The sequence below is a fragment of the Pseudomonas sp. R19M genome (assembly GCF_050312585.1).
Lineage (GTDB): Bacteria > Pseudomonadota > Gammaproteobacteria > Pseudomonadales > Pseudomonadaceae > Aquipseudomonas > Aquipseudomonas palleroniana.
In genome coordinates this window covers 95,932-115,353 of sequence record NZ_JBNPJV010000016.1, presented here as the reverse complement: position 1 = coordinate 115,353, position 19,422 = coordinate 95,932, and the positions used below count along the sequence as shown (strand labels likewise).

The window sequence follows — 19,422 nt, the reverse complement described above, 5'->3', positions numbered from 1 at the left end:
TTCGCATCCAGTCTAAGATGGCTTTTCGAGTGGATAAACGCGCTAATAGGCAACCTTTGGTTTTCAAATGGAAACAATCCATGAGTGAGATGGATGACCTGGCAGCTTTTGCCGTGCTGATCGAAGCCGGCAGCTTTACGGTGGCGGCCGAGCAACTGGGGTGCAGCAAGGGGCAGTTGTCCAAGCGTATCAGCCAGTTGGAAGCGCAGTTTTGCGTGGTGTTACTGCATCGCACCACCCGCAAGCTCAGCCTCACCGCGGCCGGCGCGGCATTGTTGCCTCAGGCTCAGGCGCTGGTGGTGCAAGTGGAACGCGCCCGTCAGGCATTGGCGAGGCTCAAGGACGATCTCGCCGGGCCAGTACGTATGACGGTTCCGGTGTCGTTGGGTGAAACCTTCTTTGATGGCTTGCTGCTGGAGTTTTCCCAGCAATATCCGCAGGTGCAGATCGAGCTGGAGCTGAACAACAGCTACCGGGACCTGGCCCGGGACGGCTTTGATCTGGGGGTACGGATGGGCGCCATCGAGAATGAACGCCTGGTTGCCAAGCCATTGCTGGCCTGGCACGAGATGACCTGCGCGAGCCCAGCCTATCTGAAACAGCATGGTGAGCCACTGACCCCGGCGGATCTGGCGGCGCATACCTGCCTGCTCAACAGCCACTACAGCGGGCGTGAGGAATGGTTATATCACCAGCAGCATGAGCTGTTGCGGGTGCGGGTCAGCGGCACCTTTGCCTCCAACCACTACAACCTGCTGAAAAAGGCTGCCCTGGTGGGGGCGGGCATCGCGCGGCTACCGTCCTACGTGTTACCCGCTGAATTGGCTGACGGCCGTTTACGTTGGCTACTGCGTGACTATTCCACACGCAGTATGCCCATGTACCTGGTTCATCCTTACCAGGGTGGGCTGCCGCGTCGTACCCAGGTGCTGGCCGATTACCTGGTGGAGTGGTTCAAGCGCAGCGGCGAAGCCCTCGACCGAATTCAGCGGTAGCGGCGGGCGATCCAGTGGTCGATGGACAGGCGACCTGGGCCTTGGGCGACCAGCAGCAGCAATATCGCGATCCAGGTGCCGTGCGTCGGGTATGCCTCCGGGTAGACGAACAGTTGAATGACCAGTGTCATGCCAATCAGCGCCAACGCCGAGAAGCGCGTGGCAACGCCCACCAGAATCAGGACCGGGAAAAAGTGCTCGGCAAACGCAGCCATGTGTGCGGCCACTTCCGGCGACAGCAAGGGGACGTGGTATTCACTGCGAAACAGCGGCAGGGTGGACGCGGCAAGACGCGGCTCGCCCAGTTGGAAGGTGCCGCTGACCAGGTCGATGGCAAAGCCTTCGACCTTGGTCTGTCCGGACTTCCAGAACACCGCGGCGATGGAGAAACGTGCGAGAAAGGCGATCACGCTGTAGGGGATCTTCTCGAAAATCGCGATGAGCCGTTTAATCAGGCAAGAGGAGGATGTGTTCATGGTGAAACCTTTTGTTTGGTGTGCAAGTGAGTGATGACGTCGTGGTTGATCAGCAGGTTCAGGCAGGGGAGCGGGTCGAATTCGGCCGACACCTGGAGGGCGTGTTCCACCGCCGTTTCAAGCGCCACGCCCTGGTTCAGGTGGTCGATGAACGCGGCCGTGCCCGGGTCGATCGCGAAGACTTTGACTGACAGTCCTTGGCGTAAAACCAACGCACTTTGAGCGTGCCAGGGGTTGAAGTCGGCAATGGCCTCTTCGCACTGATGCGCCGACCAGATGCCGACGATGGCGTAGGCAGAATCCAGCGTGGCGAGGGATGGATGCAGTTGCAGGCGCAGGCTGCCCAATTCGGTTTCAGCTTGCAGTGCGAGCAAAATGGCTTGTCGATCCATCGGCGTGGCATCGGCGGCGTGATAGGCGCGAACCCGCAGCCGTTCCAGCCGCGCAACATCGGCCAGATAAGGCACGCTGGCTGCCGGCTCGAAGTCCTCGATAAACGCCGCAAATGCACTGCCGTATTCGCTGATCAGCGGGCTGGTGGGCGGGCACTCCTGTACGAAGAGGCCCGCCATGGCACGGAAGAACGCCTCGCCGACCAATTGCAAGGTCACCGGGTAAGCCGCTACCAGTGCATTGATCAACGAGCTATGGACGTTGTTGCGGTAGACCACAAAGCGGCTCGCCGGGTCGGCGCCGTTGCTGCTGAACAGGCCATCGGGGCAGGCCCGGTCAGGTGAGAGCAGGGCCTGGGTAAACGCATTGTGCTGGCTCATGGGGTGACCTGTGAAAGATGCCAGTCGGCCTGTTGCGCTTCGGCTTGCAGCACGCGCAAGGCCGGTACCTGGTTATCCCGCTCGATCAGCGTGGCAACCGGGCCGGTCCGCGTTAGCACCTGCTCGTACAACTGCCATACCGCGTTGTCGATGGGCGCGCCGTGATCGTCTATCAGCAGGCGATCGCCCAGGCTGTCGGTGTCTTCGGCAAAACCGGCAAGGTGGATCTCACCCACCGCATGTAACGGCAGTGCGTTGAGGTAGGCCAGCGGGTCGCGTTGGTGGTTGATGCACGATACGTAGACGTTGTTGACGTCCAGTAACAGGCCGCAGCCCGTGCGCCGGATGATTTCGCTGATGAAATCCGCCTCGTCCAGGGTCGAGCGCCGGAACTGTAGATAGGTCGACGGGTTCTCCAACAGCATGGGGCGCTTGAGGGCGTTCTGGACCTGATCGACGTGTTCGCACACCCGGTCCAGGGTCGCGGTGTCGTAGGCCAGGGGCAGCAAGTCATTCAGAAACACCGGGCCATGGCTGGACCAGGCCAGGTGTTCGGAAAAGGACTGGGGTTGATAGCGTTCGATCAGCGCAGCCAACCGTGCCAGGTGCTCACGGTTCAGCGGGCCTTCGCCACCGATGGACAGGCCCACGCCATGCAATGACAGTGGGTACTGCTCGCGGATCAAGCCCAGGTAGTGATGAAACGGGCCGCCGGCCACCATATAGTTTTCGGCATGTACTTCAAAAAAACCGATGTCGGGCGAGGTCTCGAGCACTTCGATGAAATGCTCGTTCTTCAGCCCCAGCCCGGCCCTGTGGGGGAGGCCGGGCACCTGAGCGGACAAGACCGTGTGTGGGTGTGAGAGCGTCATGATCCTGACTCAGGTTGTGCCGGGTTTCAGGACTTGGCGGTGAAGGCAGCTTCCTGGCCGAAACCCGTCGGCGAGGTGGAGCTTGGGGTTTTAGCGCAGCTGCCGGCAGGCACCAGTTTCCAGGCATTGGCCTGATCCTTGACTTTGGAGGTCCCGGCGCAGGTAGTGCCGGCGCCGGCGGCGCAATCGTTCTTGCCGGCTTCGGCAACACCGAAGCATTTCTGCATGTCGTCGGCGGCATGGGCGGTGGTGGCCAGGGTGGACAGACTCAGGGCTGAACCCAGGGCCAGGACGAGGGTAGCGGCGGACAGCGAACGGGTTTTAGTGGTCATGGTGTATCTCCAGCAGTGGATGGTTGTGGCGGGCTTGATTGCCCGCTTACCCCACTAGAGGTAGCACGATGAATTTCGTTACACGCCAGCCGGAAATAATTTCAGGCAGGGCAAAAAAAGTGGGAGGGGGCTTGCTCCCGATAGCGGTGGTTCAGCTAAGTACTTCTTGGCTGACACACTGCAATCGGGAGCAAGTCCCCTCCCACATTCAGAGGCGTTTCTTAACCGCCCAGGTACGCCTCACGCACTTTCGGGTCGGTCAGCAACTGCTCGCCCGTACCCTGCATCACCACCCGGCCGTTTTCCAGCACATAGGCACGGTCGGCGATTTTCAGCGCCTGGTTGGCGTTCTGTTCCACCAGGAACACCGTCACACCGTCCTTGCGCAGTTGTTCGATGATGTCGAAAATCTGCTGGATGATGATCGGAGCCAGGCCCAGGGACGGTTCGTCCAGCAGCAACAGCTTGGGTTTGCTCATCAGCGCCCGGCCGATGGCGAGCATCTGCTGCTCGCCGCCGGACATGGTGCCGCCGCGCTGGTTGAAGCGTTCCTTGAGCCTTGGAAACAGGTGCAACACCTTGTCCATCTGCTCCTGGTAGTCGCCCTTGTCGGTGAAGAATCCGCCCATGGCCAGGTTCTCCTCCACGGTCAGGCGGGAGAACACGCGACGGCCTTCCGGCACCACCGCAATGCTCTTGCGCATGATGTGTGACGACGACTGGCCCACCAGTTCTTCACCCATATAGCGGATGCTGCCGCTGTGGGCCTGGGGTGAACCGCACAAGGTCATCAGCAGGGTCGACTTGCCGGCACCGTTGGCCCCGATCAGCGTGACGATTTCACCCTGGCGCACTTCCACGTTGACGCTGTGCAGGGCCTGGATCTTGCCGTAAAAAGTGGAAACGTTTTCGAATTGCAGCATTTTACGCTTCCCCCAAATAGGCTTTGATCACTTCAGGATTGTCACGGATCTGTTCCGGCGTTCCGTTGGCCAGCGGCGTGCCCTGGTTGATCACCACAATGTGGTCGGAAATGCTCATCACCAGTTTCATGTCGTGTTCGATCAACAACACCGTGGCGTTGTTTTCCTCACGCAACACGCTGATCAGCGCCTTGAGGTCTTCGGTCTCCTTGGGGTTCAGGCCGGCGGCCGGTTCGTCGAGCATGAGGATCCGCGGGCGGGTCATCATGCAGCGGGCGATCTCCAGGCGGCGTTGCTGCCCATAGGCCAATGTGCCGGCAGGGCGGTTGGCGAACTCGGTGAGGTTGACCTTGTCCAGCCAGTACGCGGCGTACTCCATGGCCTCGCGCTCGCTCTTGCGGAACGCAGGGGTCTTGAACAGGCCCGCCAGGAAGTTGGTGTTCAGGTGGCGATGCTGGGCGATGAGCAGGTTCTCGACCGCCGTCATGTCCTTGAACAAGCGTACGTTCTGGAAGGTGCGCACCACGCCCTTGCGGGCGATCTCGTGGCCGGCCAGGCCCTGGATCGGCTGGCCATCCAACAGGATGCTGCCGCCGCTGGGCTTGTAGAAACCGGTGAGGCAGTTGAACACCGTTGTCTTGCCGGCGCCGTTCGGGCCGATCAGCGCGACCACTTGTTTCTCTTTGACGGTCAGGGCCACGCCGTTGACCGCGAGCAAGCCACCAAAGCGCATGCTCAAATTTTCGACTTTCAGGATCTCGCGGCTCATTTGCGCAGCTCCATATGTGGACGTTGCATGGGCAGCAGGCCTTGAGGACGCCAGATCATCATCAGCACCATCAGGGCGCCGAACATCAACATGCGGTATTCACTGAACTCACGCATCATTTCCGGCAACAGGATCATCACGATCGCGGCTAGGATCACGCCCAGTTGCGAGCCCATGCCGCCCAGCACCACGATGGCGAGGATGATCGCCGACTCGATGAAGGTGAACGATTCCGGCGTCACCAGCCCTTGGCGCGCGGCAAAGAAGCTGCCGGCAAAACCGGCGAATGCGGCGCCCAGGGTGAATGCGGAGAGCTTGATGATGGTCGGGTTCAGGCCCAGGGCCCGGCAGGCGATTTCATCTTCGCGCAGCGCTTCCCAGGCGCGGCCGATCGGCATGCGCAGCAGACGGTTGATCACGAACAGGGCCGCCAGCGCCAGCAACAGTGCGACCAGGTACAGGAACACCACTTTGCTCACCGGGTTGTAGTCGATCCCGAAGTATTCGTGGAAGGTCTGCATGCCTTCGGCAGCGGTGCGATCGAACGACAGGCCGAAGAACGTCGGCTTGGGAATGTTGCTGATACCGTTCGGGCCGCCGGTGATGTCGGTGAGGTTCCGCAGGAACAACCGGATGATTTCACCGAAGCCGAGGGTCACGATGGCCAGGTAGTCACCGCGCAAACGCAACACCGGGAAGCCCAGCAGGAAACCGAACGTCGCCGCCGCCATACCCGCCAATGGCAGGCAGATCCAGAAGCTCCAGCCCAGGTAATGCGAGAGCAGCGCATAGGTATAGGCACCCACGGCGTAGAAGCCCACATAACCGAGGTCGAGCAAGCCGGCCAGGCCCACCACGATGTTCAGGCCCAGGCCCAGCAACACGTAGATCAGGATCAGGGTGGCGATGTCGACCGCGCCGCGCGAGCCGAAGAACGGCCAGATCAACGCGGCGATGATCAAACCGATGATGATGTAGCGCTGGGTGCGCGGCAGGGTCAGGAATTGGCTGACCTTGGGCGATACCAGTGGGCCACGGTTACCCTTGAACAGCGCACCGACCTGCTGGGTGAACAGCACGCGCAGGAACATCAGCACCGAGCACAGGGCGATGATGCTCAGTGTCACGGGACCGGTGCCATGCACTTCCAGGTTGATGCCGACAATGCTCAGTTTGAGGCCGAGTACCGGGAAGGCAACGGCCCACACCAGCAAGGCGCTGAAAAACGCCGATTTAAGATATCTGCTCATACTTTCTCAACCTCCGGACGGCCCAAAATGCCGGTCGGACGGAACAACAGCACCAGAACCAACAGGCCGAACGCCACGACGTCCTTGTACTGGTCACCGAAGATGTCGGCGCCAAAGGCTTCAGCCACACCCAGCACCAGCCCACCGAGCATGGCGCCCGGGATACTGCCGATGCCGCCCAATACCGCCGCGGTAAAGGCTTTGAGCCCCACCAGGAACCCGGCGTTGGGGTTGATCACGCCGTACTGCATGCTCAGCAGTACCGCCGCGACAGCCGCCAGTGCGGCGCCGATCACGAAGGTCAGGGCGATGATGTTGTTGGTGTTGATGCCCAGCAGGTTGGCCATCTTGATGTCTTCGGCGCAGGCTCGGCAGGCGCGTCCCAGACGAGAGCGGGAGATGAACAGGGTCAGGCCCAGCATGGCCACCAGGGTGACGACGAAGACCAGGATCTGCATGTAGGAAATCAGTACTTCTTCTGCACCGCCTGGGCCGAAGGAGAAGCTCCCCGGGATCAGGTTGGGGATGGATTTGTCCTTGGAATCCTGGGACAGCAATACGGTGTTCTGCAGGAAAATCGACATACCGATGGCGGAAATCAACGGGATCAGACGGTTGCTGCCACGCAAGGGACGGTAGGCAACCCGCTCGATACTGTAGCCATAGGCACTGGTTACAACGATTGACGCGATAAACGCGGCGGTCATCAACAGCGGCAGGGAGTGGATACCCATCATGGCCAACCCGGCAAGGGCGATAAAGGCCACGTAGGAACCAATCATGTACACCTCGCCATGGGCGAAGTTAATCATTCCAATGATGCCGTAAACCATTGTGTAGCCAATGGCTATCAAGGCATAGGTGCTGCCAATGGTCAGGCCATTAACCAGCTGTTGGAAAAAATGATAGATCTCAGGCATTACAGCGCTCCTAAAAACCCGATACGCATTTCACTGGTGGAGTCATGTTCCGGCCCCGTGCTGTGTTCTGTGAGCACATTCGCACAAAGCGTTTGCCAGCGAACCGCTGGTGACGGTTTTAAGATTTTCAGGTGAGCCAGCGCCCGGATCGCGGGTGTCAGGCCCATAAACCTCGTAAAACAAAGCCCACTGCTTGCACAGTGGGCTTGTTGACCAGTAACGCCTGGCTTACTGAGGGGAAACTTCGGTTTTTGGTTTACCGAAGTGCCATTCGTAGACCACGAACTTGAAGTCCTTCAGGTCGCCCTTGGCGTCGAAGCTCAGGTCGCCGGTGGGGGTCTTGAAGGTGCCTGCGTGGATGGCGGCAGCGACTTTGGCGGTGTCTTCGCTTTTCGCCGCAGTGATGCCGCCGGCGATCACCTCAACAGCCGAGTAGGCCGGGAACACGAACGGACCGGTTGGGTCCTGTTTGTTCTTGGTGAACTCTTCAACGATGGCTTTGTTGGCCGGGTCAGTGTCGAAGGATTTCGGCAGGGTCACCAGCAGGCCTTCGGAAGCATCCTGGGCGATTTGCGAGATGGAGTCGTTGCCGACGCCTTCTGGCCCCATGAACTTGGCGTTCAGGCCTTTTTCCTTGGACTGGCGCAGGATCAAGCCCAGCTCAGGGTGGTAGCCGCCGTAGTAAACGAAGTCGACGTTGGCTTGCTTGAGTTTCTGGATGATCGAGGAGAAGTCCTTGTCACCGGCGTTCAGGCCCTCGAAGACCGCGACTTTTACGCCTTTCTTCTCAAGGGTCTGTTTAACGGCGGTGGCGATGCCTTCACCGTATTGCTGTTTGTCGTGCAGCACGGCAACGACCTTCGGCTTGACGTGATCGGCGATGTAGTTGCCGGCCGCCGGGCCCTGGGCGCTGTCCAGGCCGATGGTGCGGAAGATCAGCTTATAGCCACGGGCGGTGATTTCCGGGCTGGTGGCCGCCGGAGTGATCATGATCACGCCTTCATCTTCGTAGATGTCCGAGGCTGGCTGAGTGGAGCTGGAGCAGAGGTGACCCACCACGAACTTGACGCCGTCGTTGACCACTTTGTTGGCTACGGCAACCGCTTGTTTAGGATCGCAAGCGTCGTCGTATTCCTTGGCTTCAAGCATCTTGCCGTCTACGCCGCCCTTGGCGTTGATGTCGGCGATTGCCTGTTTGGCACCCATGAATTGCATGTCGCCGTATTGCGTGACAGGACCGGTTTTAGGACCTGCGATACCGATCTTGATGGTATCGGCTGCGAACGAATGGCCGGCAACCCCAGCCAGGACCATAGCGGCAAACAGTTTGGAAATCTGCTTAGTAGCCTTATTCATAGTGCTCCACTCTTGCTGTTGTATTTTTTATAGTTCTAGCGGCCTTGTGGGCAGCAGAACCGGATCGGATATCTCGAATATCCCCCGGCAGCGGCCTGGCAACTGTACCGGTACAGTGTAGAGCGCCGGTTGATCGCTTGAAAAGCTGGCTGCTGGGGGCAAAACTCGAGCGTGTCGCTTAAATGAAAGAAAAAGACAGAATTGCGGCGTGGTTATGCCAGAGTTCCGGGCAATCCTTGGCTTTCCTGACACTTTCTATCGATGCTTCATTTGCAACTGGGTTTTTCCACCTGGCTTTGTGATGCGAAAGGGACGACGTTATGATTGCGCCGATTTTTCTTCAGGTGGATTCCCATGACGCAAGAACCTAGCACCCTCTATGCCAAGCTGCTCGGTGAAACCGCCGAAATTTCCTGGAAGGAGCTTGAACCGTTCTTTGCCAAGGGTGCCCTATTGTGGGTCGATGCCGGCCTGGATTTGATCGAGGCCGCCGAGGCGATGGCCGAGGATAACCGCGAAAAAGTCGCCGCGTGGCTGGCTGCGGGGAGTCTGGGCGAGGTGTCTGCGACGCGGGCGTTGGACTTGGTTACACGTGATCCGAGCCTGTGGGCGGTCGTGGTTTCGCCATGGATTCTGATCCAGGAAAGGGCGGCTTAAGAAAGCCTCGCACAAAAAAGGTGCATGTTTTTTCGCGGGTGGAGTGTGTATCCGGGTAACCGCTGACACGGTGATGGCATCTTGCCGTAGAGAAAGGTCACAGGTGAGGGTGACGTAAACGTCACGGGAACAGTTTTGTCGGTGGTTGAGTGCCAGATGAATTGTTTCAGAAGATGAGCAAATCGTTGTGGGGAGGGAGCAAGCGCCCTCCCCATAAAAGCCTACCCCGTCTTGCCGGTATGGTTGTTCAGCGAAATAACCCTGGTCTTGCCAATCCGGTGGCGGTAAATCTCACGCAGGTACTTGATCGCCTTCTTCACGCAGTCGCGTGACAGGCGAATGTCGTTGATCGAGACGAACTTCTCCTTGTCGTTGATCAACTCGCGGTACTTCTTCTCATACATCGGCTTGATCGCATACCAGTTGGTATCGAGGATCTTCGCTGGGTTCTCGAACTCGTTGAGCAGTTCGTCCATGCGGTCTTCGTCGAAGTCTTCATGAATGATGAAGTCCAGGATCGAGTTGTCCAGCGTGTCATCGAAGCGGTACGGATTGCGCGCGAAGCAGCGCTTGATAAACGCGACGATCAACGTCAGGAAATCATCCGACAGGCACGGGCTCTTGGCGATCAGTGTGGTCAGCGACAGGTTGGCTGACGCGCCGATCACCAATGCATAGCGCTTGAGCGTGGTGTTGGGAAACAGGCTGTTGAGGTGGGTCTTGAGCCGGTTCAGGTCCATGTAGGACAGCTTGTAATCCTTGGGCAGCGAGACGATGGAGACCACCGACGAGCAGTTCTTGAAAAAGTGCAGGTCATGCAGCGCCGCCGCGTCATAACCGGAGTTCTTGTATTGTTCCAGCGACGCCTTGTAGCGCTTGGACTCGATGGGCAGCAGGCTGATGCCTTCGATAGCCTGGGTGACCTTGTTGAAGTGCGGCAGGTCAATGGAGCGGAAGAACAGGTCGTCGATGTTCAGGCGCTGGGGCTCTTTGTCGAACACCTTGAACTTGTCGTTCGACGGCGCCGGGGTTTCCGGTACCACGGATTCGGCATAGGCAATCGCCACCGGGCCGGCCAGGCTCATGAACAGGTCGTTGGCATCCAGGCGAATGGTTTCGCCGATGTCGATGCCGGCGCGCCGGAAGTAATTCTGGTCATAGTCCGTGGTCACCGCCTGGGCGGTGAGAATGTTGAAGATCTGTTGGGAAATGTACTGGTTGGCGTGTTTTTCCATGGCATTGACATCAATGTTCTGGATATTGCCGTCGTCGCTCTCTTCGGCGTAACGCATGATGTCGTTGGAGATCAGCATCATCGCGTTCCAGGGGCGGATGCGACCTTTCACACTGGCTTCGCTGCTGTCTTCATTGGCGAAGTTGTACGAGAAATCCCATTCCTCTGACAGATACTTGCACAACAGCCGACCGGCGTTGATGTGCAGGGCTTCGGACATTTCGCTGCGGTGGTCGGAGATATTCGGCAGCACGCAGATGCCACTGGTGAAGATCGGCTCGAACACAAACGCATGGCCACTCTTGCTGTCGTGTTCGTCGGCGGGCTTGGTGTCGAACGTCTTGTTCATGTACGAGTGCTGCTGGGCCAGGCCGAACTCTGAAGCCATGCCTGAGCCGGTACCGCCGCCGGCGCTGAAGATCGAGAAATACAGGCGCGACTGGTTGGCCTTGATGCCGCAGGAGTCGATCAAGTACGAGTGAATCATCTTCCAGTCGGGGCTGGAGAAACGCTGGGTATCTTTGTTGAGGATGATCTTGGCCAGGTACTGGCCCAGGATGGGCGCGTTACCGGCGCCACCGGCATGGACTTCCGACAGGTCCATGATTTTCATCTTGCTGTAGTCGCGCAGGAAGCCGCTTTTTTCACCCTTGCGCGAGAAGCGGATGCGCCCGGCGATGTCCTTGTCCAGATCGCCCAGCATCACCAGGGGTTCCACCAGGAACACCGGCTTGGTGGTTTTGCCGCCGCCCAGGCGCAGGTTGTTGCGAATCCATTGGGTCGGGCTGTAGCCCTTGTCCAGAGGGCTCTTTTTGAACTGATGCTTATCCTCGGTACTGAACTCGTTCAGGTAGAACTTGCGCGCGTTGTACACCAGCTCCGCCACGTCCAAGGCAATATTGGAGCCGCAGCGGCCCAGGCCGATCAGGCACACCGACGGGAATTCCTGCTCATGGCCCGAGGCACCGTCACCTTCCAGCTGGGGCGGGCGCGGGAACACCATGTCGCGCAGGCCGTCGAGGTTGTCGAGGATGCGGTCGGTATTGGTCTCGGTGAAGTACAAGTATTGCTGGGTGGCCAGCGGGCGGGCAGTGTTCAATGGTTTGTAACCGGCGGCTTTTTGCGCAGGCGTTGTCGGCAACTCGTCGGGGACCACGGTGGCGGAGCTGTTTTTGGAAGTCATTGGGCGCCATGTACCTGGACGGATGGCCAAAAAAATCGGGGAGCCATCACTGAATGAAAGTTCGCGACTTTACAGTGCGTCTGAGTCCGGGGCGGCTGGGTTTAACCCAAGTGTTTACAGGGGAATTCCGGCCGGACTCTGATGAATCGGCCGTTCGTCGGCGTTCTTTAACCAAATGATGGCGAAATGCCAAAGAATCGGCGTCAGCGAATTGGCCTTACGACAGAGGGGGAGCCATTACGCTCCGGGGTGGGTTCCTTGGGCAGCGGGGCCTCCTTATGGCCTTCCCCGTTGATCAGGTTGAGCGGGTTGCGCATCTGGATGCCCTGCATCACACCGATGATGTCACTGGCGGGCACTGCCGGGCTGAGCAAATAGCCTTGAATGAAATCACAGCCATGCTTGAGCAGTAGCTCGAATTGCGCCTGGGTTTCCACGCCTTCGGTCACCACCTGCAGGTGCAGGGTATGAGCCATGCCGATAATCACCTGGACGATCTCGATATCGGCGTTGGATTTGGGAATGTCCTGGATAAACGAGCGGTCGATCTTCAAGGTGTTCAATGGCAGGCGCTTGAGGTAGGCCAGGGATGAGTAGCCGGTGCCGAAGTCATCGATGGCCAGGGAGACACCCAATGCCCGAATCTGCCGCAACAGCGCTAGGGTGCTGCTGATATTGCCCATCAGCGCGTTCTCGGTGACCTCCAGTTCCAGGCGGTTGGCGGCAACCCCGGCGAAGCGCAGGGCGGCTTCGATTTCATCGGCCAATTCATCTCGGGCCAGGTTCAAGGCCGAGCAGTTCACGGCCATGGTCAGTCCGGAGTAGCCGCGGTCGGACAACAAGCTCAGGTCGTGACAGGCTTGGCGCAGCACCCAGTGATCCAGTTCGGCAATCAGCCCGTTGCTTTCGGCGATTTCGATAAAACGGTCCGGCGCCAGCAGCCCATGTTGCGGATGCTGCCAGCGTACCAGGGCTTCCAGGCGGGTGACCTTGCCGAGCTTCATGTCGAAGATCGGCTGGTAAAACAGTACCAGTTCGTTGCGCGCACGCAGCGCCGTACGTAGCTCTTCTTCCAGTTGCAGCTCGAGGAAAGCACGGGTTTTCAGGTTGGAGCTGAAGAAGCTCAGGTTATTGCGCCCGTTGTCCTTGGATTGGTACAGCGCCAGGTCGGCGGTTTTCAGCAGCTCTTCGCAGGTCAGGCCGTCATCGGGAAACACACTGATGCCGATGCTGGTGGTCATCACCATACGTCGACCGGCCAGCTCGATCGGATCTTTCATCCTCTGCATGATGCGTTGGGCCATGTGGCGCGCTTCATCGCGGTGGTGGATGCTGATCAGGATGCAGAACTCATCGCCACCAAAGCGCGCGACCACATCTTCATGGCTGCGCACGGAGCTCTTGATATGCCCGGCCAGTACTCTGAGCAACTGGTCGCCGGCGTCATGTCCCAGGCTGTCGTTGATTCGCTTGAAGTGGTCGATATCGAGAAAGATCATCGCCATCATGCCTTTGTTGGCGGTTTTTTCTGCGACTTTCTCCGCAAAGATCTGGTTGAACCCACGGCGGTTGAGCAGGCTGGTCAGTGCGTCGAAATGTGCGACTTGTTGCAGCGACGCACGTGCCTGGTCCAGTTCACTGAGCAGTGCGTTGACTCGGCGCAGGTCGCGCTCCTTTTGCTGCAGTTTCTTGTCGGCCAAGGCCGCGCTGATGCTGCTGCCGATCACCAGTAGCGTAATCACCGCTACCGACAGGCCCAGTTGAATCGGGTTGTGGTCCAGCGCTAACGACAGGTCGGCCCCCGTGGGCACGACCATCTGCATGGCGGCCATGCCGGTGAAGTGCATGCTCAGAATGCCGGCGCCCAGCACCAGGCTGGCGGCGTACTTGAGCAGTTGATGAAATACCCCGGTGCCGGTGCGCAGGTAGCTGGACAGTAACAGCGCAGCGAGGCTGGCGCCGATGGCGATCGCCACCGACGTAATGAGCAAGCCCGATTCGAAGTACATCACGGCTTGGGAACGCATGGCCGACATGCCGACATAATGCATCAGCGCGATGCCGAGCCCCATCCAGGCCGACGCCAGGAGGTATTGATGGAACCGCAGGTGCGGATGACTGAGGGTTTGCATGGCGAACAGCGAAGCGATCAGGGCGATCACCAGCGAAACGAACGTGAGGATCAATTCGTAATGAATAGCGATTGGGGCCTGGAAAGCCAGCATGCTGATGAAGTGAGTCGACCAGATGCCGCCCGCCAGGCACCCGGCACCCAGCCAGCGCCAGTGTTTACGGGCGGTGGGGTCTTCCACATGGCCGACTCGCTCGGCCATATCCAGCGTGCCGAACCCGGCCGCGCAAGAGACCAGGTAAGCCAGCAGCACCAGAAAGGGGTTATGACTGCAATTGAGTAATAAATGCCCTTTTTCTGGAAGCTCGGTGAAAAAGTGCATCCCAAGCCATTCCATAGCATGCCCCGTCATAGAGTCACGTCACAGCCTGAGGCGATGACCTATGAAGGCGAGTATAGAAGCTTCGCGGGATTCATCATGGATAATGGCACTTTGCTTTGAACTTTTTTCGCATGGTGCCCATAGCGTTTGATGCTAAGCGCTGATCGGCAATTCCCGCGCGACAGGTGCTTCCAGTGGAGCCAGGCCGAACGCTGCACGTGCGGCGTCGCAGTCGACATTGTGTTCACCCTGGCTCCACGATGCGTCGAACTCACGGCACGGGCTCGAGCGCTGCTCGTAAATCGTGCAGCGGGTCTCTTTGCCCACTTCGCCCTCGAGGCTGCAGCAGCGTGCGGGTTTCTGGTCTGTACCGATCATCGCCACGCGGGTGGGGTTGATCTGTACCACCAGGTCATCGGGTACCGTACCGCCGGAGGAAGCGCACTCACCCCAGAAGAAAGACACACGAAAGTATGAACAGCAGGCACCGCAATTCAGACACGGACTGGCTTCGGACATGGGCGTCATCGATAAGAAAAGTAGAAGTAGGGTGTTTCGGAAGGCTCGCCATTCTATCCGGGCCGTAGCCGTTGGGAAGAGGGGGGCGCACTTATATTTTGTGTAGGCAAAGTCCCATTGCGACGGGCGAAATCATGCCCTATCAGCTTTACGAATCATTACAGACAACCACCGCCAGCCTGACTATGTTGCAGGTACCTGAGCAGGATGCACCGGACATCGCAGCTCTTATAACAATAAAAGAGACGGACCCATGCAGAACTCGACCCAAGCGGCGAATGCCTGGCGCATTCTGTTCCTGCTGTTCCTGGCCAACCTGTTCAATTTCTTCGACCGTACCATTCCCGCGATCATCATCGAGCCGATCCGCATGGAGTGGCATCTGAGCGACTTCCAGCTCGGTATCATCGGCACGGCCTTCACTATCGTCTATGCGATTGCCGGCTTGCCGTTGGGGCGCATGGCCGATACCGGTTCACGCAGCAAACTGATGGGCTGGGGCCTGTTTGCCTGGAGCGGGCTCACCGCCATCAATGGCATGGTTGGCAGTTTCTGGACCTTCCTGCTGGTACGCATGGGGATCGGCATCGGCGAAGCCAGCTACGCACCGGCGGCCAACTCGCTGATTGGCGATCTGTTTCCAGCGCACCGCCGGGCACGGGCCATGGGCATTTTCATGCTGGGCCTGCCATTGGGCCTGGTGCTCGCGTTTTTCACCATTGGCGCGATGGTCAAGGCTTTTGACAGCTGGCGCGCACCGTTCTTCATAGCCGCCGTGCCGGGGCTGATCCTGGCGATATTCATGTTCTATATCAAGGAACCTGAACGCGGCGCGGCGGAAACCGTAAAGGTCTCCCAGGAGCGCGTCGACCGCCCGATCCGTCGCGTGCTGGCGGTGCCGACTTTCCTGTGGCTGGTGCTGGCCGGGCTGTGTTTCAACTTCGCCACCTATGCGTGCAACTCGTTCCTGGTGCCCATGCTGCAGCGCTACTTCCTCATGCCATTGCAGGAGGCGGCCGTGGCTACCGGGGTGATCGTCGGCCTGACCGGCCTGGTGGGCTTGACCTTGGGCGGCTGGATTGCCGACAAGATCCATCAGCGGGTCGCCAATGGTCGTCTGTTGTTTGCCGCGTGCAGCCTGATCATTTCCACGGTGACCACCGCCTGGGCCTTGCATGCCGGGCGAATCGAGATCGGTGTGTTTATAGCCCTGTTCAGTGTCGGCTGGCTGTTCGCCTATAACTTCTACACCTGCGTGTACACCGCGATCCAGGATGTGGTCGAACCGCGCCTGCGGGCGACGGCGATGGCGCTGTTCTTTGCCGGCTTGTACCTGCTGGGAGGGGGCATGGGGCCTATCGTGGTGGGTGGCCTGTCGGACCATTTCGCCCATTCGGCCATGTACGCGGCGGGAGCTGAGCAAATGACCGAAGCTTATAAAGCGGTGGGGTTGCATGACGCCATGTACCTGATCCCGGTGGCGCTGTTCTTGACCATGCTGTTTCTGTTCCAGGCGTCACGCAGTTTTGTGCGGGATGCCAAGCGGATGAAGGAAGGCTTGAGTGCGGTGGAGGTGCCGGCTTCGGCGGCGACTGTCTAATACTGCGCTGCCACGTTGAAACAGGGCGCTGGCTCCCGATGAGGCGCACAAGATGAATGAAAAAAGGCCCGCATTGCGCGGGCCTTGTTTTTTGCTTCAAACCGCGATTAGCCGGCAACCAGGACGCGGATCGCTTCCAGCCGCAGTGCCGCCTTGTCGAGCATGGCCAGGCCTTGTTCGCGTTGGTTGCGCAGGGCAACCAGTTCGCTGTCACGCACCGTCGGGTTGACGGCTTGCAACGCGGTCAGGCGTGCCAGTTCTTCTTCGGTATCCGCCGCCAGGCGACGCTTGGCCTCGGCCACGCGTTCGGCGTGTTGCGGGGTGATCTTCTCTTCACCTGCGTTGATGCGTGGCGTCAACTGGTCGCGCTGGGCCTGGATGAACTTGTTGGCGCTGGCCCGCGGCACGCTTTCCAACTGGTCGTTGAGGGTCACGAAGGACACCCGGCTCGACAGGTCGTTGCCATTGGCGTCCAGCAGGCAGCGCAGGGCGGCCGGCGGCAGGTAACGGCCCAGTTGCAGCGCACGTGGCGCAACCACTTCGCTGACATAGAGCAGTTCCAGCAATACGGTGCCGGGCTTGAGCGCCTTGTTCTTGATCAGCGCCACGGCGGTGTTGCCCATGGAACCGGACAGCACCAGGTCCATGCCGCCTTGCACCATCGGGTGCTCCCAGGTGATGAACTGCATATCTTCGCGCGACAGCGCCTGGTTACGGTCGTAGGTGATGGTCACGCCTTCGTCGTCGCCCAGGGGGAAGCTGGCGTCGAGCATTTTTTCGCTCGGCTTGAGGATCAGCGCGTTTTCCGAATGGTCTTCGCTGTCGATGCCGAACGCGTCGAACAGCGTTTCCATGTAGATCGGCAGGGCGAACTGGTCGTCTTGCTCAAGGATAGCCTCCACCAGCGCCTCGCCTTCACCCGCGCCACCGGAGTTGAGCTCCAGCAGACGGTCGCGACCGGTGTGCAACTCTTCTTCCAGGCGCTCGCGCTCGGCGCGGGCCTCGTCGATCAGCGCTTGCCACTCGCCGTCATCGGCGTTTTCCAGCAGCGGCAGCAGGCGCGGGCCGAACTGATGCTGCAAGGCGTTGCCGGTCGGGCAGGTGTTGAGGAACGCGTTCAGCGCTTCGTGGTACCACTGGAACAGGCGCTCTTGCGGGCTGGTTTCCAGGTACGGCACGTGCAGTTCGATCACGTGTTTCTGGCCGATCCGGTCCAGACGGCCGATCCGCTGTTCCAGCAGGTCGGGGTGGGACGGCAGGTCGAACAGCACCAGGTGGTGGGAGAACTGGAAGTTGCGGCCTTCACTGCCGATTTCCGAGCAGATCAGCACCTGGGCGCCGAACTCTTCATCGGCGAAGTAAGCGGCGGCGCGGTCACGTTCGAGGATGTTCATGCCCTCGTGGAATACCGTGGCCGGTATACCGGAACGCACGCGCAGGGCGTCTTCCAGGTCCATGGCGGTTTCGGCGTGGGCGCAGATCACCAGGACCTTGGTGCGCTTGAGCATTTTCAGCTGGTCGATCAGCCACTCGACCCGTGGGTCGAAGCGCCACCAGCGATTGTCTTCCTCGATGTCCGGCTGCGACTGGAAGCTGACTTCCGGGTACAGCTCGGCGTGTTCGCCCAGCGGCAGCTCCAGGTACTCGTCCGGGTTCGGCAGCGGGTAGGCGTGCAACTTGCGCTCGGGGAAGCCTTGTACGGCGGCGCGGGTGTTGCGAAACAGCACGCGGCCGGTGCCGTGGCGGTCGAGCAGCTCACGCACCAGGCGCGCACTGGCTTCGGTGTCGCCATCGTTGACGGCGGTGAGCAGGGCTTCGCCTTCGTTGCCGAGGAAACCCTGGATGGTCTTGTGCGCGGCAGGGGAAAGGCGGCCCTTGTCCAGCAGCTCCTGCACGGCTTCGGCTACCGGGCGATAGTTGTCGCTTTCTGCGCGGAAGGCTTGCAAGTCGTGGAAGCGGTTCGGGTCCAGCAGGCGCAGGCGTGCGAAATGGCTGTCCTGGCCCAGTTGTTCCGGGGTGGCGGTGAGCAGCAGCACGCCGGGGATAACCTCGGCCAACTGTTCGACCAGCGCGTACTCCGGGCTGACCTTGTCTTCATGCCACACCAGGTGGTGGGCTTCGTCGACCACCAGCAGGTCCCAGCCGGCGGCGAACAGCGCGTCCTGGGCCTTTTCGTCGTCCACCAGCCATTCCAGTGCGACCAGCGCAAGCTGGGTGTCTTCGAACGGGTTGGCGGCATCGCTTTCGATAAAGCGTTCTTCGTCGAACAACGCCACTTGCAGGTTGAAGCGGCGGCGCATCTCTACCAGCCACTGGTGCTGCAGGTTTTCCGGCACCAGGATCAGCACACGGTTGGCGCGGCCCGACAACAGCTGGCGATGGATCACCAGGCCGGCTTCGATGGTCTTGCCCAGGCCCACTTCATCCGCGAGCAATACCCGTGGCGCGATACGGTCAGCGACTTCACGGGCGATATGCAGTTGGTGAGCAATAGGTTGCGCACGCACGCCACCCAGGCCCCACAGCGATGACTGCAATTGACGGCTGGTGTGTTCCAGGGTGTGGTAACGCAGCGAGAACCAGGCCAACGGGTCGATCTGCCCGGCGAACAGACGGTCGCTGGCCAGGCGGAACTGGATAAAGTTGGAGAGTTGGGTTTCCGGCAGGGTGACCTGCTCGTTCTGCCCGTTGAGGCCGTGGTACACCAACAGGCCGTCGGCATCGTCGACTTCCTGCACGGTCATTTTCCAGCCTTCGAAATGGGTGATGGTGTCACCCGGCGAGAACCTCACGCGAGTGAGGGGCGCATTCCGTAGCGCATACTGACGAGTGTCGCCAGTGGCCGGATAGAGCACGGTCAACAAGCGCCCGTCCTGTGCCAGAACGGTGCCTAACCCCAGCTCTGCTTCGCTGTCACTAATCCAGCGTTGCCCCGGTTGATACTGCTGCGCCATGCTGCCTGACTCCCGCCGTGAAAAAGCCGACTATCTTAACGGAACACGGCCCTCAGCCAAAGGATTCTGACAAAAACTACTCTGTTTGAGCGGCGCTTCAACAGTTGAATCGACAGATGGCGGGCACTCACGAGTGTCGACTGGGTCACAGCTTGG

16 protein-coding genes are annotated in these 19,422 nt (G+C 59.7%); 3 read left to right on the top strand and 13 right to left on the bottom strand.

The features are described 5' to 3' along the window. The first annotated feature begins 80 nt into the window (after positions 1-80). Positions 81-995, top strand: a complete 915-nt coding sequence (locus tag ACQRBT_RS02565; protein WP_244384094.1) for a LysR family transcriptional regulator — start codon at positions 81-83, stop codon at positions 993-995. Here ACQRBT_RS02565 and ACQRBT_RS02560 read toward each other — a convergent pair. From ACQRBT_RS02560 to ACQRBT_RS02520, 9 genes are all read right to left on the bottom strand, one after another. After that, positions 986-1,471 (bottom strand): DoxX family protein, encoded by a 486-nt coding sequence (locus ACQRBT_RS02560; protein WP_060753807.1) that lies wholly within the window; start codon positions 1,469-1,471, stop codon positions 986-988. The genes ACQRBT_RS02565 and ACQRBT_RS02560 overlap by 10 nt on opposite strands. After that, positions 1,468-2,244: a DNA-binding domain-containing protein gene (locus tag ACQRBT_RS02555; RefSeq protein ID WP_244384093.1), complete on the bottom strand. Its 777-nt coding sequence runs from the start codon at positions 2,242-2,244 to the stop codon at positions 1,468-1,470. The genes ACQRBT_RS02560 and ACQRBT_RS02555 overlap by 4 nt, the downstream gene beginning before the upstream one ends. Then, entirely contained in the window at positions 2,241-3,119 is an 879-nt protein-coding gene (locus ACQRBT_RS02550; RefSeq protein ID WP_244385660.1) for a DUF692 domain-containing protein, read from the bottom strand. Before ACQRBT_RS02550 ends, ACQRBT_RS02555 begins: the two co-directional genes overlap by 4 nt. 23 nt (positions 3,120-3,142) lie before the next feature. Next, positions 3,143-3,448: a BufA1 family periplasmic bufferin-type metallophore gene (locus ACQRBT_RS02545; RefSeq protein WP_060753804.1), complete on the bottom strand. Its 306-nt coding sequence runs from the start codon at positions 3,446-3,448 to the stop codon at positions 3,143-3,145. A gap of 221 nt (positions 3,449-3,669) precedes the next feature. Beyond that, the gene (locus tag ACQRBT_RS02540; RefSeq protein WP_161549746.1) at positions 3,670-4,371 is read right to left on the bottom strand and encodes an ABC transporter ATP-binding protein; all 702 of its coding nucleotides are present in this window, start codon (positions 4,369-4,371) and stop codon (positions 3,670-3,672) included. A 1-nt stretch (position 4,372) separates the two neighbouring features. Continuing rightward, positions 4,373-5,140: a high-affinity branched-chain amino acid ABC transporter ATP-binding protein LivG gene (gene livG / locus ACQRBT_RS02535; RefSeq protein ID WP_060753802.1), complete on the bottom strand. Its 768-nt coding sequence runs from the start codon at positions 5,138-5,140 to the stop codon at positions 4,373-4,375. Then, entirely contained in the window at positions 5,137-6,390 is a 1,254-nt protein-coding gene (locus ACQRBT_RS02530) for a high-affinity branched-chain amino acid ABC transporter permease LivM (protein ID WP_198762047.1), read from the bottom strand. Before ACQRBT_RS02530 ends, livG begins: the two co-directional genes overlap by 4 nt. Continuing rightward, entirely contained in the window at positions 6,387-7,310 is a 924-nt protein-coding gene (gene livH, locus ACQRBT_RS02525; protein ID WP_060753800.1) for a high-affinity branched-chain amino acid ABC transporter permease LivH, read from the bottom strand. The genes ACQRBT_RS02530 and livH overlap by 4 nt, the downstream gene beginning before the upstream one ends. Positions 7,311-7,538: 228 nt before the next feature. Further along, complete coding sequence (locus tag ACQRBT_RS02520; RefSeq protein WP_412046655.1) at positions 7,539-8,666, bottom strand: branched-chain amino acid ABC transporter substrate-binding protein; 1,128 nt, start codon at positions 8,664-8,666, stop codon at positions 7,539-7,541. Between the two features lie 354 nt (positions 8,667-9,020). Here ACQRBT_RS02520 and ACQRBT_RS02515 point away from each other — a divergent pair, with 354 nt between their 5' ends. Further along, positions 9,021-9,323, top strand: a complete 303-nt coding sequence (locus tag ACQRBT_RS02515) for a DUF2288 domain-containing protein (protein ID WP_060753798.1) — start codon at positions 9,021-9,023, stop codon at positions 9,321-9,323. Between the two features lie 221 nt (positions 9,324-9,544). On the opposite strand, the gene ACQRBT_RS02510 is transcribed toward ACQRBT_RS02515, so the two are convergent. The 3 genes from ACQRBT_RS02510 to ACQRBT_RS02500 form a co-directional block, all read right to left on the bottom strand. Next, the gene (locus tag ACQRBT_RS02510; protein ID WP_412046654.1) at positions 9,545-11,740 is read right to left on the bottom strand and encodes a hypothetical protein; all 2,196 of its coding nucleotides are present in this window, start codon (positions 11,738-11,740) and stop codon (positions 9,545-9,547) included. Between the two features lie 203 nt (positions 11,741-11,943). Continuing rightward, positions 11,944-14,208 carry a putative bifunctional diguanylate cyclase/phosphodiesterase gene (locus tag ACQRBT_RS02505; RefSeq protein ID WP_412046653.1) on the bottom strand — a complete coding sequence of 755 codons (2,265 nt, stop codon included), beginning with the start codon at positions 14,206-14,208 and terminating at the stop codon, positions 11,944-11,946. Between the two features lie 138 nt (positions 14,209-14,346). Then, positions 14,347-14,712 carry a YkgJ family cysteine cluster protein gene (locus tag ACQRBT_RS02500; RefSeq protein WP_060753795.1) on the bottom strand — a complete coding sequence of 122 codons (366 nt, stop codon included), beginning with the start codon at positions 14,710-14,712 and terminating at the stop codon, positions 14,347-14,349. A gap of 253 nt (positions 14,713-14,965) precedes the next feature. On the opposite strand from ACQRBT_RS02500, the gene ACQRBT_RS02495 reads away from it, so the two are divergent. Continuing rightward, the gene (locus tag ACQRBT_RS02495) at positions 14,966-16,312 is read left to right on the top strand and encodes a spinster family MFS transporter (protein ID WP_412046652.1); all 1,347 of its coding nucleotides are present in this window, start codon (positions 14,966-14,968) and stop codon (positions 16,310-16,312) included. A gap of 107 nt (positions 16,313-16,419) precedes the next feature. Here the strand turns inward: ACQRBT_RS02495 and rapA are convergent, their stop codons facing one another. Further along, positions 16,420-19,266, bottom strand: coding sequence for an RNA polymerase-associated protein RapA (rapA, locus tag ACQRBT_RS02490; protein ID WP_060753793.1), 2,847 nt, complete (start codon positions 19,264-19,266; stop codon positions 16,420-16,422). Positions 19,267-19,422 lie beyond the last annotated feature (156 nt).

Coding starts and splice junctions, on each gene's coding strand:
- ACQRBT_RS02565 (WP_244384094.1), top strand. CDS start 81: ATGAGTGAGATGGATGACCTGGCAGCTTTTGCCGTGCTGATCGAAGCC.
- ACQRBT_RS02560 (WP_060753807.1), bottom strand. CDS start 1,471: ATGAACACATCCTCCTCTTGCCTGATTAAACGGCTCATCGCGATTTTC.
- ACQRBT_RS02555 (WP_244384093.1), bottom strand. CDS start 2,244: ATGAGCCAGCACAATGCGTTTACCCAGGCCCTGCTCTCACCTGACCGG.
- ACQRBT_RS02545 (WP_060753804.1), bottom strand. CDS start 3,448: ATGACCACTAAAACCCGTTCGCTGTCCGCCGCTACCCTCGTCCTGGCC.
- ACQRBT_RS02540 (WP_161549746.1), bottom strand. CDS start 4,371: ATGCTGCAATTCGAAAACGTTTCCACTTTTTACGGCAAGATCCAGGCC.
- livG (WP_060753802.1), bottom strand. CDS start 5,140: ATGAGCCGCGAGATCCTGAAAGTCGAAAATTTGAGCATGCGCTTTGGT.
- ACQRBT_RS02530 (WP_198762047.1), bottom strand. CDS start 6,390: ATGAGCAGATATCTTAAATCGGCGTTTTTCAGCGCCTTGCTGGTGTGG.
- livH (WP_060753800.1), bottom strand. CDS start 7,310: ATGCCTGAGATCTATCATTTTTTCCAACAGCTGGTTAATGGCCTGACC.
- ACQRBT_RS02520 (WP_412046655.1), bottom strand. CDS start 8,666: ATGAATAAGGCTACTAAGCAGATTTCCAAACTGTTTGCCGCTATGGTC.
- ACQRBT_RS02515 (WP_060753798.1), top strand. CDS start 9,021: ATGACGCAAGAACCTAGCACCCTCTATGCCAAGCTGCTCGGTGAAACC.
- ACQRBT_RS02510 (WP_412046654.1), bottom strand. CDS start 11,740: ATGACTTCCAAAAACAGCTCCGCCACCGTGGTCCCCGACGAGTTGCCG.
- ACQRBT_RS02505 (WP_412046653.1), bottom strand. CDS start 14,208: ATGGAATGGCTTGGGATGCACTTTTTCACCGAGCTTCCAGAAAAAGGG.
- ACQRBT_RS02500 (WP_060753795.1), bottom strand. CDS start 14,712: ATGTCCGAAGCCAGTCCGTGTCTGAATTGCGGTGCCTGCTGTTCATAC.
- ACQRBT_RS02495 (WP_412046652.1), top strand. CDS start 14,966: ATGCAGAACTCGACCCAAGCGGCGAATGCCTGGCGCATTCTGTTCCTG.
- rapA (WP_060753793.1), bottom strand. CDS start 19,266: ATGGCGCAGCAGTATCAACCGGGGCAACGCTGGATTAGTGACAGCGAA.